General features: G+C 61.4%; 13 protein-coding genes. 10 read left to right on the top strand and 3 right to left on the bottom strand.

Translation table 11 applies throughout. The features are described from left to right. Positions 1–24: 24 nt before the first annotated feature. On the bottom strand, positions 25–1,515 hold the full coding sequence (gene glpK / locus HMPREF0178_RS10340; protein ID WP_009733367.1) for a glycerol kinase GlpK: 1,491 nt from the start codon (positions 1,513–1,515) through the stop codon (positions 25–27). A gap of 291 nt (positions 1,516–1,806) precedes the next feature. Between glpK and HMPREF0178_RS10335 the strand changes: the two genes are divergently transcribed. The 9 genes from HMPREF0178_RS10335 to HMPREF0178_RS10295 all read left to right on the top strand — a co-directional run bounded on the left by HMPREF0178_RS10335 (position 1,807) and on the right by HMPREF0178_RS10295 (position 10,353). Next, the gene (locus HMPREF0178_RS10335; protein WP_005024889.1) at positions 1,807–2,652 is read left to right on the top strand and encodes a glycerophosphodiester phosphodiesterase family protein; all 846 of its coding nucleotides are present in this window, start codon (positions 1,807–1,809) and stop codon (positions 2,650–2,652) included. A 173-nt stretch (positions 2,653–2,825) separates the two neighbouring features. Further along, on the top strand, positions 2,826–4,145 hold the full coding sequence (gene ugpB, locus HMPREF0178_RS10330; protein WP_009733366.1) for a sn-glycerol-3-phosphate ABC transporter substrate-binding protein UgpB: 1,320 nt from the start codon (positions 2,826–2,828) through the stop codon (positions 4,143–4,145). Between the two features lie 117 nt (positions 4,146–4,262). Next, positions 4,263–5,156: a sn-glycerol-3-phosphate ABC transporter permease UgpA gene (ugpA, locus tag HMPREF0178_RS10325; RefSeq protein ID WP_005024885.1), complete on the top strand. Its 894-nt coding sequence runs from the start codon at positions 4,263–4,265 to the stop codon at positions 5,154–5,156. Positions 5,157–5,171: 15 nt separating this feature from the next. Next, positions 5,172–6,017: a sn-glycerol-3-phosphate ABC transporter permease UgpE gene (ugpE, locus tag HMPREF0178_RS10320; RefSeq protein ID WP_005024883.1), complete on the top strand. Its 846-nt coding sequence runs from the start codon at positions 5,172–5,174 to the stop codon at positions 6,015–6,017. Between the two features lie 21 nt (positions 6,018–6,038). Further along, positions 6,039–7,136 (top strand): ABC transporter ATP-binding protein, encoded by a 1,098-nt coding sequence (locus HMPREF0178_RS10315; RefSeq protein ID WP_009733365.1) that lies wholly within the window; start codon positions 6,039–6,041, stop codon positions 7,134–7,136. Positions 7,137–7,516: 380 nt separating this feature from the next. Then, positions 7,517–8,341, top strand: a complete 825-nt coding sequence (locus tag HMPREF0178_RS10310) for an AraC family transcriptional regulator (RefSeq protein WP_009733364.1) — start codon at positions 7,517–7,519, stop codon at positions 8,339–8,341. Beyond that, entirely contained in the window at positions 8,338–9,210 is an 873-nt protein-coding gene (locus HMPREF0178_RS10305) for a DMT family transporter (RefSeq protein ID WP_009733363.1), read from the top strand. The genes HMPREF0178_RS10310 and HMPREF0178_RS10305 overlap by 4 nt, the downstream gene beginning before the upstream one ends. 279 nt (positions 9,211–9,489) lie before the next feature. Next, positions 9,490–9,909 (top strand): MarR family winged helix-turn-helix transcriptional regulator, encoded by a 420-nt coding sequence (locus tag HMPREF0178_RS10300; protein ID WP_005024876.1) that lies wholly within the window; start codon positions 9,490–9,492, stop codon positions 9,907–9,909. 60 nt (positions 9,910–9,969) lie between these two features. Beyond that, on the top strand, positions 9,970–10,353 hold the full coding sequence (locus HMPREF0178_RS10295; protein ID WP_009733362.1) for a cupin domain-containing protein: 384 nt from the start codon (positions 9,970–9,972) through the stop codon (positions 10,351–10,353). A 225-nt stretch (positions 10,354–10,578) separates the two neighbouring features. On the opposite strand, the gene HMPREF0178_RS10290 is transcribed toward HMPREF0178_RS10295, so the two are convergent. Together HMPREF0178_RS10290 and HMPREF0178_RS10285 are read right to left on the bottom strand one after the other, a co-directional pair. Next, complete coding sequence (locus HMPREF0178_RS10290; RefSeq protein ID WP_009733361.1) at positions 10,579–11,316, bottom strand: bifunctional 2-polyprenyl-6-hydroxyphenol methylase/3-demethylubiquinol 3-O-methyltransferase UbiG; 738 nt, start codon at positions 11,314–11,316, stop codon at positions 10,579–10,581. 84 nt (positions 11,317–11,400) lie between these two features. Beyond that, on the bottom strand, positions 11,401–12,396 hold the full coding sequence (locus tag HMPREF0178_RS10285; RefSeq protein WP_009733360.1) for a D-2-hydroxyacid dehydrogenase: 996 nt from the start codon (positions 12,394–12,396) through the stop codon (positions 11,401–11,403). A 254-nt stretch (positions 12,397–12,650) separates the two neighbouring features. Here HMPREF0178_RS10285 and HMPREF0178_RS10280 point away from each other — a divergent pair. Then, positions 12,651–13,603 (top strand): glycerate kinase (locus HMPREF0178_RS10280; RefSeq protein WP_009733359.1); only part of this gene is annotated, 953 nt, incomplete at its 3' end.

Raw genomic sequence — 13,603 nt, 5'->3', positions numbered from 1 at the left:
CCCGGTTCTCTCCCCCCCTACCCCCTATTCAATCCAGTTCGCGGCGCGGCCTACGGCGCGATGCCAGTTGTGGAGCAGCTCGGCGCGGCGCTCCTCGTCCATGGCGGGCTCGAAGCGGCGATCCAGCTTCCACAGGTTGGACACCTCTTCCTCGCTGTCCCAGAAGCCGACGGCAAGCCCGGCGAGATAGGCCGCGCCGAGAGCCGTGGTTTCGGTGATCATGGGGCGCTCGACAGGCACGCCGAGCACGTTGGCCTGACACTGCATAAGCATGTTGTTCCGGCTGGCCCCACCGTCCACCCGGAGCGTGGAAAGCGGCAGCCCCGAGTCCTTCTTCATGCAATCCATGATATCCAAGGTCTGGAGCGCGATGGCCTCAATGGCGGCACGGGCGATATGTCCCCGGGTCACGCCGCGCGTCAGGCCCACGATGGCCCCGCGGGCGTACTGATCCCAGTAGGGCGCGCCGAGCCCGGCAAAGGCGGGCACGAAAAACACGCCGCCGTTGTCCCGCACCGTGGAGGCAAGGGGCTCAATCTCGGCGGCGTCGCTGATGATCTGGAGACCGTCGCGCAGCCACTGCACCACCGCCCCGGCGATGAACACGCTGCCCTCAAGGGCGTAGCGCAGCCCGTAGCCGCAGTTCCAGCCCACCGTGGTGAGCAGGTTGTTCTCGCTGCGCCGGGCTTCAGTCCCGGTATTCATGAGAAGGAAGCACCCGGTCCCGTAGGTGTTCTTCGCCATGCCCGGAAGCATACAGGCATTGCCGTAGGTCGCGGCCTGCTGATCCCCGGCGTCGCCCGCCAGAGGAAGGCTGTGGCCAAGGAATTCCGGATGCATGTGCCCCATGATCCCGGATGAGGGGACCACCTTCGGCAACATGGAACGCGGCACGGAAAGCAGCTCAAGCAGTTCGTCGTCCCAGTCCCCGGTGTGGATATTGAACATCAGGGTACGGCTGGCGTTGGAGGGATCGGTAGCGTGGACCGCGCCCTTGGTGAAATTCCAGATGAGCCACGAATCCACGGTCCCGAACAGCAGATCGCCCGCCTCGGCCTGTTCGCGCGCGCCGGGCACGTTCTCAAGAACCCAGCGGACTTTCGTGCCGGAAAAATAGGCGTCGAGCACGAGCCCCGTCTTTTCCGCGAACAGGCCGGCCTTCCCCTGTTCGCGCAGGCTGTCACAGAAGCCCGCAGTACGCCGGTCCTGCCAGACGATGGCGTTGTATACGGGCGCGCCGGTCCTGCGGTTCCAGACGACGGTGGTCTCGCGCTGGTTGGCGATGCCCACCGCCGCGACTTCAGAACCCGTAATCCCCGCCTGCCGAAGGCACTTGGCCGCAACCACCGCCTGGCTGTCGAAAAGTTCGTTGGGGTTGTGCTCCACCCAGCCGGGCTGAGGATAGTGCTGCGTGAATTCCTGCTGGGCCATCTGAATGATGTTGCCGGAGCGGTCGAACAGGATGGCGCGTGAACTGGTCGTACCCTGGTCGAGGGCAAGAATATAACGGCTCATAGGGACTCCTTGCACGTTCGATTTCGAAAGTTGATACGTGGAAGATACAATCTTCCGGCGGCATGATAAAGAGATTTTCCAAGAGCCGGCGCGTTCCCGAAGCAGAAAACGCCCCTCAATACGCCATTGCAACAGAATACGTTCCCTTATGAAACGGCAACGGGACGCTGGAAATCTCGACAACTTTCTGCTTTCAGGGTATTTTGCCTTCAGATTTCTCATTCTGGCAGAGGCCTTTTCCGTTTTCACTTTCGAACTTCGTGATTCCAGAACCTTTTCAGGTCGTTTTTCATGCAGAAATACATTGACTTCCATACCTGCCCCCCCGTCCCGCTGGTCGTCGCCCATCGCGGCGCGCGCGGACATGCCCCGGAAAACACGCTTACGGCGGCCGCCCTCGGCTATGCCGTTCAGGCCGATCTCTGGGAACTCGACGCCAACTATACCAAAGACGGCAAACTGGTGGTGATGCACGACGACACCCTCGTCCGTACCACCGACGTGGAAACGGCCTTCCCCGGCCGCCCCTCCTACCGCGTATGCGATTTCACGCTGGACGAGATCAAGAGCCTCGACGCCGGATCATGGTACGCCGGGCGCGATCAGTTCGGCCGCGTCGCCGCCGGGGAGATCGACGCCGACACGCTGAAAAGCTTTGACGGCCTGACCGTCCCCACCCTTGAGGAGGCCCTTGCCTTCACCAAGGACAACGGCTGGTACGTCAACGTCGAGATCAAGAACCATTCGCACCTCATCGGTCACGAAACCGTAACAAAGGACGTGTTAGACCTCATCCGCCGCCTCGATATGGTGGAACAAGTCATCATTTCCTCGTTCCAGCACCGTTATCTGGAAGAATGCCGCGTCCTGTGCCCCGAAATGGCCACCGGCGCGCTGGTCGAGCACATACGCCCCAGAGATCCGGCAGCCCTGTGCCGCCGGCTCCAGGTCAACGCCTACCACCCGGATCAGCGTATCCTCGCGCCCGGCGACCTTGCCGCGCTGCGCGATGCCGGATTCGCCGTCAACGTGTGGACCGTCAACGACATGAGCGAAGCCAAACGCCTCGTTGCCGAAGGCGCGACCGGCATCATTACCGATTTTCCCGCAGCCTGCCGCAAGGCGCTCGGAGAATGACGCACTGAAGGAGGGAGGAGAGACTTTCTGGAGAAGGTTTTTCCTCCCTTTTCAGACTTCCCATACCGGGGAGTGATACCCATCTTGCCGGGCGCGCCCCGGCGGACGTTCCGGGGACTGGCCCCGGAGAGGATACAACCGGACGTTTTCCGTCCGCCAACGCAGGAGAGCATATGCGTTCCTTCCGTCTGATGGCCCTGCTGGCCATGTGTCTGATGCTGTTGGCCGCGCCTGTCCAGGCCAAGACCACCATTACCTTCTGGCACGGCATGGGTGGCGAACTCGGTGAAATCACCGACGAGATGATCAAGGAATTCAACGCGTCTCAGGACAAATACGAAGTCAAGGGCGTCTACAAGGGCAACTATGACGAAGCCATGACCGCCGCCATCGCCGCCTTCCGCGCCAAACAGCACCCCAACCTGATCCAGATTTTTGAAGTGGGCACCGCCAGCATGATGGCCGCCAAGGGCGCCATCCGCCCCGTGTATGAAATCATGGAAGCCGCCGGCACCCCGGTGGACACCTCCAAGCTCCTCGGCTCCGTGGCCAGCTACTACTCCTCCACGGACGGCAAGCTCATCGCCATGCCCTTCAACGCCTCCACCACCGTCCTTTACTACAACAAGGACGCCGTGAAGAAGGCCGGCGGCGACCCGGACCATTTCCCCACGACGTGGCCCGAAGTGGCCGAACTCGCCAAGAAAATCAAGGAATCCGGCGCGTGCAAGTACGGCCTCACCTCCGGCTGGCAGTCCTGGGTGCAGCTTGAAAGCTTCTCCGCGTGGCACAACGTCCCCTTCGCCACCAACAACAACGGCTACGACGGCCTCGACACGAAGCTCCTGTTCAACAGCCCCCTGCACGTCAAGCACATCGACTTCCTGTCCAAGCTCCAGAAGGACGGCGTGATGGTCTACGTGGGCCGCAAGTCCGAAGCCATCAACGCGTTCACCTCCGGCGAAGCCGGCATCCTCATGAACTCCTCCGGCTCCTACGCCGCCGTGAAGGCCGGTGCCAAGTTCCAGTGGGGCGTGGCGCTGCTCCCCTACTGGCCCGACGTGAAGGGCGCTCCCCAGAACACCGTGATCGGCGGCGCAGCCATCTGGGCCATGGCCGGACACTCCAAGGACGCCGAAAAGGGCGCCGCCGCGTTCCTGAACTACCTCCTCAAGCCTGAAGTGCAGGCCCGCTTCCACCAGCTCACCGGCTACGTGCCCGTCACCCTGGAAGGCTACGAGCTGACCAAGCAGCAGGGCTTCTACGACAAGAACCCCGGCACCGACATCGCCGTGAAGGCCCTTTCCGACAAGAAGCCCACCATCAACTCGCTGGGCCTGCGCCTCGGCAACTTCGTCCAGATCCGCAACATCATCGACGAAGAGCTCGAAGCCGTCTGGGCCGGCAAGAAGACCGCCAAGCAGGCGCTCGGCGCCGCTGTGGAACGCGGCAACGCCGAACTGGCGCGTTTCGCCAAGGCCAACAAGAAGTAAACGCTGATCCGCAGCACAGAGGGAGGGGGCCCGCCGGGCCTCCCCCCGTTTCCTCCGGGGCGTCTTTCGCGGCCTTTCCGCCGCAAGGGACGCCCCCAACCCGCACAAGGAGCCGCTATGCAGGATGGACGTTACGCGTTCAGGGGCAAGAAACACCTGCTTCTTCCCCTCCTCTTCCTGCTGCCCCAGCTCGCCATCACGGTGGTGTTTTTCTTCTACCCCGCCGGTGAAGCGCTCATGGGGTCGTTCTACATGGAAGACTCTTTCGGTCTTTCCAAAGAATTCGTAGGATTGGACAACTTCATCACGCTGTTTTCCGATCCGAGCTATCTGGAAACGCTGCGCTTGACGCTTGTGTTCAGCCTCGCTACCATCGTCCTCACGATGGGGACCGCCCTGCTGTTCGCGGTCCTCGCCGATCAGGTGAACTGGGGCGGCACGCTGTACAAATCCATGCTCATCATCCCCTACGCCGTCGCGCCGCCGCTCGCGGGCGTGCTCTGGCTGTTCCTGTTCAACCCTTCCGGGGGCGTGCTCACCGAGCTGCTCCATCACTTCGGGTATACGTGGAACCACAAAATCAACGGCAATCAGGCCCTTTTCCTGCTGATCGTTTCGGCCTCATGGAAACAGATCTCGTATAACTTCCTGTTCTTCCTCGCCGGGCTGCACGCCATCCCCCGCTCGCTCATCGAGGCCGCGGCCATCGACGGCGCGTCCCCGTGGCGGCGGTTCCGCACGATCATTTTCCCGCTTCTGTCGCCCACAAGCTTCTTCCTGCTTGTGGTGAACACGATCTATACGCTGTTCGAAACCTTCGGCATCGTCCATGCCGTCACACAGGGCGGCCCCTCAAAGGCCACGGAAACCCTCATCTACAAGGTTTTCAACGACGGCTTCATCGGGCTCGACTTCGGCGGCTCCTCGGCCCAGTCCGTGGTGCTGATGCTCATCGTCATGGTCCTGACCTTCCTCCAGTTCCGTTACGTGGAACGCAAGGTGACCTATTAGGTCAAGGAACGCAGTATGGTAGAAAAGAAAGGACTGGGAAAAGCCATCGGGCACGCCTTCCTCTGGTTCGGCATCGCCATTGTGCTCTTTCCCCTTTATATAGCGCTGGTCGCCACGACCCACACGTTCGACGTGCTCATCGGCTCCACGCCGTTGTGGTTCGGCGGCGAGTTCCTCAAGAACTTCACCACCGTCCTCACGCAGGGCCTCAAGGCGGCGGGCGGCATCCCCGTGTGGGTGATGATGGCCAACAGCCTCGTCATGGCCCTCGGCATCGCCATCGGGAAAATCGCCATTTCCATCACGGCGGCCTACGCCATCGTCTATTTCCGTTTCCCCGGCCGCGAGCTGTGCTTCGTGCTCATCTTCATCACGCTGATGATGCCGGTTGAAGTCCGCATCGTGCCCACCTTCCAAGTGGCGGCGAACCTCAATTTCATCGACAGCTACCTCGGCCTTGTCCTGCCGCTCATCGCCTCGGCGACGGCGACCTTCCTGTACCGCCAGATGTTCATGACCATCCCGGCGGAACTGCTTGAGGCCGCGCGCATCGACGGGGCCGGGCCGTGGCGTTTCTTCGTGGACGTGGTGCTGCCCCTTTCCCGCACGAACACCGCCGCGCTGTTCGTGGTGCTGTTCATCTACGGCTGGAACCAGTACCTCTGGCCCCTGCTCGTCACCAACCAGGAAAGCATGTACACCATCGTCATGGGCATCCAGCGCATGGTGAACATCCCCGACGCCGTGCCGGAGTGGAACCTCATCATGGCCGTTGCGCTTCTGGGTATGCTGCCCCCCCTGCTGGTGGTGCTCGGTATGCAGAAGCTTTTCGTCCGTGGCCTCGTGGAAACCGAAAAATAAGCCCGCCAAAAGGATACCAGCATGGCACGCGTCCAGCTCAAGAACGTAGAAAAGACTTTCAATAAAAATAAGGTACTGAAGGGCATCAACGTCGAAGTCCCGGACGGCTCCTTCATGGTCATGGTCGGGCCTTCCGGCTGCGGCAAGTCCACGGCCCTGCGCTGCATCGCCGGGCTTGAGGAAGTCACCGGCGGCAGCATCTTCATCGGCGACGAGGACGTCACCAGCAAGGAACCCAAGGATCGCAACATTGCGATGGTGTTCCAGAACTACGCCCTCTACCCGCACATGAACGTGTTCGACAACATCACCTACGGGCTCAAGGTGCGCGGCATCCCGGCGGACGAGCGCAAGCGCCGCGCCGAGGACGCCGCCAAGCTCCTCGGGCTCGACGGACTGCTCGACCGTATGCCCAAACAGCTTTCCGGCGGCCAGCGCCAGCGTGTGGCCATGGGCCGGGCCATCGTGCGCGAGCCCAGCGTGTTCCTCTTCGACGAACCGCTTTCCAACCTCGACGCCAACCTCCGCAACCAGATGCGCATCGAGCTGCGCCGTCTGCACCAGCGTCTGGCGACCACCAGCATCTACGTGACGCACGATCAGGTGGAGGCCATGACCCTCGCCGAGAAAATCCTCGTGCTCCGCGCCGGGAACATCGAACAGTACGGCACGCCGGACGACATCTACCTGCATCCGGCCTCCGTATTCGTTGCCCAGTTCATGGGCTCCCCGTCCATGAACATGATCCCCGCGACCACGGACGGCGAGAAGCTGATCCTGCCCGACGGCACGCCGCTTTCCGGCGTCGCCGCCTCCGACATCCGGCTTTCCGCCGCGCCCACCAAGGACGTCCTCGTCGGCCTGCGCTGCGAAGACCTGCTGCTCGATCCCGAAGGTTCCGTACAGGTCACCGTGGACATCATCGAAGCGCTCGGTCCGGACACGCTGGCCTACTGCCATCCCATCACCGGGAAGGCGGGCGGCGTTTCCGATCAGAGCGCCATTATCGTGCGTCTTCCCGGCACGCGCCGTCCCGCGCCCGGCGACGCCATCCGCCTTTCCGTCCGCGCCGGCCACGGCCACGTCTTCGATCCCGCCAGCGGTTTGCGCTGTTTGTAGAAGGGAAAAAATTGGGGAGGGGAGAGGGGACCTTTCTGGAAAAGGTCCCCCTCTCCCCTCCCCACCCCCCTCCTCTCTCCCTCCCAAGACTTTCGGCTTTATCGAATCCCTCATGCCGTCTTTCCCTGTGCACGGAGAAGGCGGTATGGTATTTTTCTTTATTTGCTTGTCCTGTTTTCCTTGCTATTTTTTTAAGAGCTTGGATTTTTTCTTGGCAGGTTACCTGAAAAAAAGTGCTGGCTGTTGTTTTGTCTAGCATGACGCCGGCACAGAACTCCCGTTGCGCAACCTCCCCACCAGCCGAAAACCTTCGGTTCTCTTCTCCTCCTAAACCGCAATATCATGCAAGACACAAAGACAGGGACGAGTAGCATAGGCCCATGATCAAAGAAACACGAACCATACACTACGACGCGGAACTCGCCATCGAAGCCTACTGGCTCCAAAACGTGCTGGAGCCCTTCCCTGATCATTTCCACGACTACTACCTGATCGGGTTCATCGAGAAGGGAGCGCGGGAACTGACTTGCGGCGGACAGAAATACATCACCACCGAAGGCGACCTGTTCACCCTCAACCCCCATGAGCCGCACGGCTGCCGCTCCTATGACGGAAAACCGTTCAGCTACCGGGGCATCGGCGTGCTGCCCGACGTCATGCGCGCGGCCATGCGGGAAATCACGGGGCAGGCCATCCTGCCGCGGTTCCGGGAGCGCATCCTGAGCCAGAGCGAACTGGCGTGTTCGCTGCGCGATCTGCACGCCATGATCGTTCAGGAGGACAAGGAGTTCCGGAAGGAAGAAATCTTTCTGATGCTTCTGGGTCAACTGCTGCGCGACAATGCCGGAGAAACGCCCCTGCCCGATGCGTACAAGGACGAATCCGACATCGGGGCCGTATGTGCCTACCTTGAGGAACACTTCGCCGAGCCGGTTTCGCTGGATCAGCTCGGAGAAGTCGCGGGGCTGAGCAAGTATTACCTCCTGCGCTCGTTCACCAAACAGAAGGGCATCTCGCCGTACCGGTATCTCGAAACCATCCGCATCGCCAAGGCACGGAAACTGCTTGAGCGGAACGTGCCGATGATTGAGGTGGCGCTCCAGACGGGCTTTGCGGACCAGAGCCATTTTTCCCGCTTCTTCAAGCGGCTCATCGGGGTCACGCCCCGGCAATACGCGGAAATCTTCGGCGGCAGGCAAGCATGAAAAACGAAACCGCACTCGGCCATGTGCTGACCCTCATGACCATCATCATCTGGGGCACGACCTTCGTTTCGACCAAGGTGCTCCTTGAGGCGTTCACTCCCATTGAAATCCTGTTTTTCCGGTTCACGCTCGGCTACCTCTCGCTGTGGGCCATCTATCCGCGCAAGGGCACATACGGCACGCTGCGGCAGGAGCTGCTCTTCGCGGCGGCGGGGCTGTGCGGGGTAACGCTCTATTTCCTGCTGGAAAACATCGCGCTGACCTATACGTTCGCGTCCAACGTGGGGGTCATCATTTCGATCGCACCGTTCTTCACCGCATTTCTGGCGAACTGGCTGCTGGACGGCGAACCGCTGCGGAAACGCTTTTTCGTCGGGTTCGCCGCTGCGCTGACGGGCATTATCCTCATCGGTTTGAACGGCAACTTCGTCCTCAAGCTCAACCCCGTCGGGGACATCCTCGCCACGCTGGCGGCGGTGGTCTGGTCCTGTTACTCCATCCTCATGAAGAAAATCGGCGCGTTCCGCATGAATATGGTGTTCTGCACGCGCAAGGTGTTCTTCTACGGCCTGCTGTTCATGCTTCCCGCGCTGTTCATCTTTGACTGCCGCCTCGGGCTGGAACGCTTCGCGTCCCCGGTCAATACGCTGAACCTCCTCTACCTCGGGTTCGGCGCGTCCGCCCTCTGCTTCGTTACGTGGAACTGGGCGGTCAGGATTCTCGGCGCAGTCAAGACTACCGTGTACATCTACCTCGTCCCTGTGGTGACGGTCGTGTCTTCGGTGATCATCCTTCACGAGACGATCACGCCCCTCGCCGTCGTCGGAACGGCCCTCACCCTTACAGGGCTGATCGTTTCACAACGATAAGGGAACTCCTAGGAGAGGGAGGGAGCCGGAGAAAACGGCCCCTCCTTCAGCTAATACTCTTCCTTTTCAGATAATTTTCCCCATCACATCATAAAGCCGCCTTTCCCTATAGGAAAAGGCGGCTTTATGATGTTCCGAAGGGAGAAACACATTTTATTCCAACCAATTTATTGGAATTATTGATTCATATTGTACAGACAGGAAAAAATAAGCCGCTTTCAGCCGTACCGCCTTCTCCGGCCCTTGACAATAATTCGATATCGAACTAAAAGTCTCTCCATGAAGTACAGCGCTATTTTCTCCCATGCCAGCCGCCTCCGCGAGTCGGGCAACCGCTTCATCCTTGCGGAACTCGAAAAGGTCGGGCTCAGCGACATCGCCCCCAGCCACGGCGACATTCTGGTGCGGCTTCTGGCCTGCGAAGCCTGCAACATGAGCGAGCTTGCCAAGCAGGTACACCGGACCAAGTCCACCGTGACGGCGCTGGTGGAAAAACTGGAGCGGAACGGTTATGTGCTGCGCATACCGGATCCGGAGGATTCCCGGGGGGTGCTGGTACGCCTGACGGACAAGGGGCGCGCACTGGAACCGGCTTTTGAAGCGATTTCCAACGGACTGCAGCGGCTGATCACTGACCGGCTCAGCGAAGAAGAAGCGGCTCTTCTGGATCGGCTTCTGGACAAGTGTGTGAACGGCTAGGGGCAACCGCCCTTTTTTCGGATTAATTAGTTCGATATCAAACTAAACAGGAGACGAATCATGGCTCAGTACAAACTGGCGCACATCGACATGAAAGGAAACCGCGGCGAACTGCACGACCTCCTGAACCTCACGGGCGCGGAAGTGTCCTGCAACACCCTGCCCGCCGGGGCCAGCGTGCCTTTTGTGCATCACCATACCCAGAATGAGGAAGTCTACCTCATCCTTGAGGGCAAGGGGATGCTGTACATCGACGGGGAAGAATTGCCGCTGAAGGAAGGGGATTGCTTCCGCATTGACCCGCAGGGGGAACGTTGCCTGCGCGCGGCGGACGACAGCGCCATGCGTTTCATCTGTATTCAGGCCAAAGCGGGCAGTCTTGAAGGCTTCACCATGAGCGACGCGGTCGTGACGGAATCCGGCAGCAAGCCGAGCTGGCTGTAGCCCGCTCCATCGCCGGGCCGAGGCCGCATCACTGCAACGCCGCGACGGGGCCTTCGATGCAGCCAGAAGCCCTGGAAAATAAGGGAGGGGAACCTCCCGTGGTCCTTTGCTGAAAGGGCAGGAGGCGATCCCTTGGGATCGCCTCTCCTTTATGGGGCAAAACAGCCCGCCCGCATCAGCCTAAAAACAGGCGCAACGCGGACGCTCTGGAACCGGAAGGCGGGGTCAGCGCTTCCGGGCCGACACGAGCAGCATCATAGGACGGCGGAGCTCATCCCGCATGATTTCCGGATAGGCTTCCAAAAGGCCGGGGTCCGGTTGCGGCTCCACAAGTTCCAGCAATTCAAATCCGTTCTGGAGAAGGCCGTTGACGTAGGTAGTCAGGGTTTTGTGGTACTTCATAACCTCTTCGCCGAGGAAAACGGCCTTGCGGACGCCCTCGGAAAAATAGCTGTCCACGGGCCAGTGGAGATGATTCCCCTGCGCGTCGCAATGCCATTCCTGCGCTCCCTGCGCGGTGAATACCGGATGCTCCACGGAAAAGACGAAGTGCCCTCCGGCGGAGAGGCAGCGGTTCACCTTGGCGCACAGGCCGCCAAACGACTCGATATAGTGGAAGGCGAGAGAACTTATCGCCACATCGAACGAGCCCGCCGGGAAATCGATAGCTTCAATCGGCATACGCAGGTACTGGATAGCGGGTGAATCCGTCATAGCCCGGGCCTCGGCCAGCATCCTTTCGGACAGGTCGACGCCCACCACGGAGGCAGCCCCCTGTTCGACGGCATATCGGCAATGCCAGCCGAAGCCGCAGCCCAGATCAAGCACCCGCTTGCCCTCGAACGAAGGAAGCATCCTCCGCAGCACATGCCACTCCCCGGCGGCGGCAAGCCCTTCCTTTGAGCGCGGCATCCGGCTGTATTTGTCGAAAAACGTCGGGTCGTCGTATTTATTCTCTTTCATTGTGTCTTCCGGTTGGTCAGCGCCTCCTCGTCCAAAGGGGAAGCGCGGGGTTAAAAAAGGGAGCCCTTCGGCTCCCCCTGTCATTTATCCGTTCAGATAGGCCTTGTTCACCACGCTTTTGGGCTGGCCCGCCATCCACCCGGCGATGTTCTCGGCGATGATCCGGGTGATGTTCTGCCGGGCGGTACGAGTGGCCCAGGCGATATGCGGAGTCAGCAGGGTATTGGGGCTGGTCAGCAGCGGATTGTCCTGCGCGATGGGCTCCACGGACACCACGTCCGCCCCGAGCCCGCCAAGCTTTCCGGATGCGAGGGCCTCAGCGACGGCGGCTTCATCAAGCAGCGGCCCGCGCGCGAGATTCAGGAGGATGGCCCCGTCCTTCATGGAAGCGATGTTGGCGGCGTTGACGATGGCGCGGGTCTGCTCCGTCAGCGGGCAATGCAGGGACAGCACGTCCGAAGCGCGGAACAGTTCGTCCATCTCCACAAACTCGACAGGGAAAGATACGGGAGCGGAAGAAGCCGACAGTTCGGCGGCGGATTTGCGGACGGAAGCGGCAATCACCTTCATGCCGAACGCGTGCGCCAGTTCGGCGACGCGGCGCCCGATGGTCCCGAAACCGAGGATGCCCATAACCTTGCCCGAAAGCTCCACCTGCGGCGTATCCCAGAAACACCAGTCCGGCCCGGCAGCCCAGCGCCCGGAGCGGATGCCCGCGTCGTGCAGGGCCGTGCGGCGGCACAGTTCCAACAGCAGGGCAAAGGCATGTTGCGCCACGGCTTCCGTGCCGTAGTTCACCACGTTCATCACCGGGATGCCCCGTTTGCCCGCCGCAGCGATGTCCACCACGTCGTACCCCGTGGCGATGACCCCGATACAGCGCAGGTCCGGCAAGGCCGCCAGCGTGTCCGCATTCAAGCGGGTTTTGTTGGTGATCAGGATCTCCGCGCCCCGGCTCCGCTCCAGCACATCTTCAGGATTGGTGCGGTCATACACCGTCAACTCGCCGAGCGCCGCCAGCGGGTCCCACGGATTGTCGCCGGGATTCAGGGTATAGCCGTCAAGAACAACGATTTTCATGGCACCGCTCCGATTGATGTTCGGTTGATGTTCAAAGGAACAAAGAGGATACCGGATACGTTCACCCTTTGACAAGAGCCTCGGCCTGAGCCAAAAGAAAAGCTCACGCTTCCGAGCGCGTTCCGGACATCCCCTTGCCCGGCCCTCAAAAACGCTCTTTCCCAACAGGCCACCTTTACTGACTTTCCAAATCTCGACTGCTGCCCTCCCCAATGCCGTCTCCCCTCCCCCACCAACACAACAGGAGCCGCACCATGACCGATCTGCCCCCCTGCCAAGCAGCCTCCGAACTGCGCCGCCTCACGGACGCGGCCCTGAGCGCCGTAGCACCCGACGGGGCCGTACTGCGCCACCTTCACCTTGATGGAGGCAAACTGACCCTGATCGACGAATCCGGAGCCCCCGCGTGGTCGGGCGGCCTCGACGCCTACCGCCGTATCCGCGTGCTCGGCGCGGGCAAGGGCGCGGCACCGATGGCGGCTGCGCTGGAAAACCTGCTCGGCGACCGTATCAGCGACGGACTCGTGATCGTCAAATACGGGCACGATCTGCCGGAAGGCCAGCGCACCAGACGCATCAGGATCAAGGAAGGCGGGCACCCGGTCCCCGATGAGGCGGGCGCGGCGGCTGCGGGCGAAATCGTGGACATGGCCCGGGACAGCCGCGAGGACGATCTTGTCCTGTGCACGTTTACAGGCGGGGCCAGCGCGCTTACCCCGGCCCTGCATCCGGAAATCCCGCTGGCCGATATGCAGCGGCTTACCTGTATGCTGCTGGAATGCGGAGCGACAATCCATGAGATCAATACGCTGCGCAAACACCTTTCCCGCTTCAGCGGAGGCAGCCTCGTGCGCGCGGCCTTCCCGGCCACCGTGCTCGGGCTCATCGTGTCCGACGTGGTGGGCGACGACCTTGACGTCATCGCCTCCGGCCCCACCGTGCCCGATCCGAGCACCTTCGACGATTGCCTGCGGGTAGTGGAGCATTACGGCCTGCGCTGGAAAATGCCGCAATCAATCTGGACCCATATTGAAGGAGGGCTCCAAGGCCGCACCCCGGAAACGCCGAAGGCGGACGAACCGGCTTTCGGGCGCGTCCGCAACGTGCTCGTGGCCTCGGTGAAACAGGCCTTGGAAGCGGCGGCGGACGAGGCCGCGCGGTGCGGCTTCGTGCCCCGCATCCTCACGACGGCCATGAGCGGCGAAGC

Origin of the sequence: Bilophila sp. 4_1_30, assembly GCF_000224655.1 — a bacterium.
Classification (GTDB): Bacteria; Desulfobacterota; Desulfovibrionia; order Desulfovibrionales; family Desulfovibrionaceae; genus Bilophila; species Bilophila wadsworthia.
Note: the sequence above shows the minus strand (reverse complement) of the source record. Positions and strands in the feature narration are given on the sequence as shown.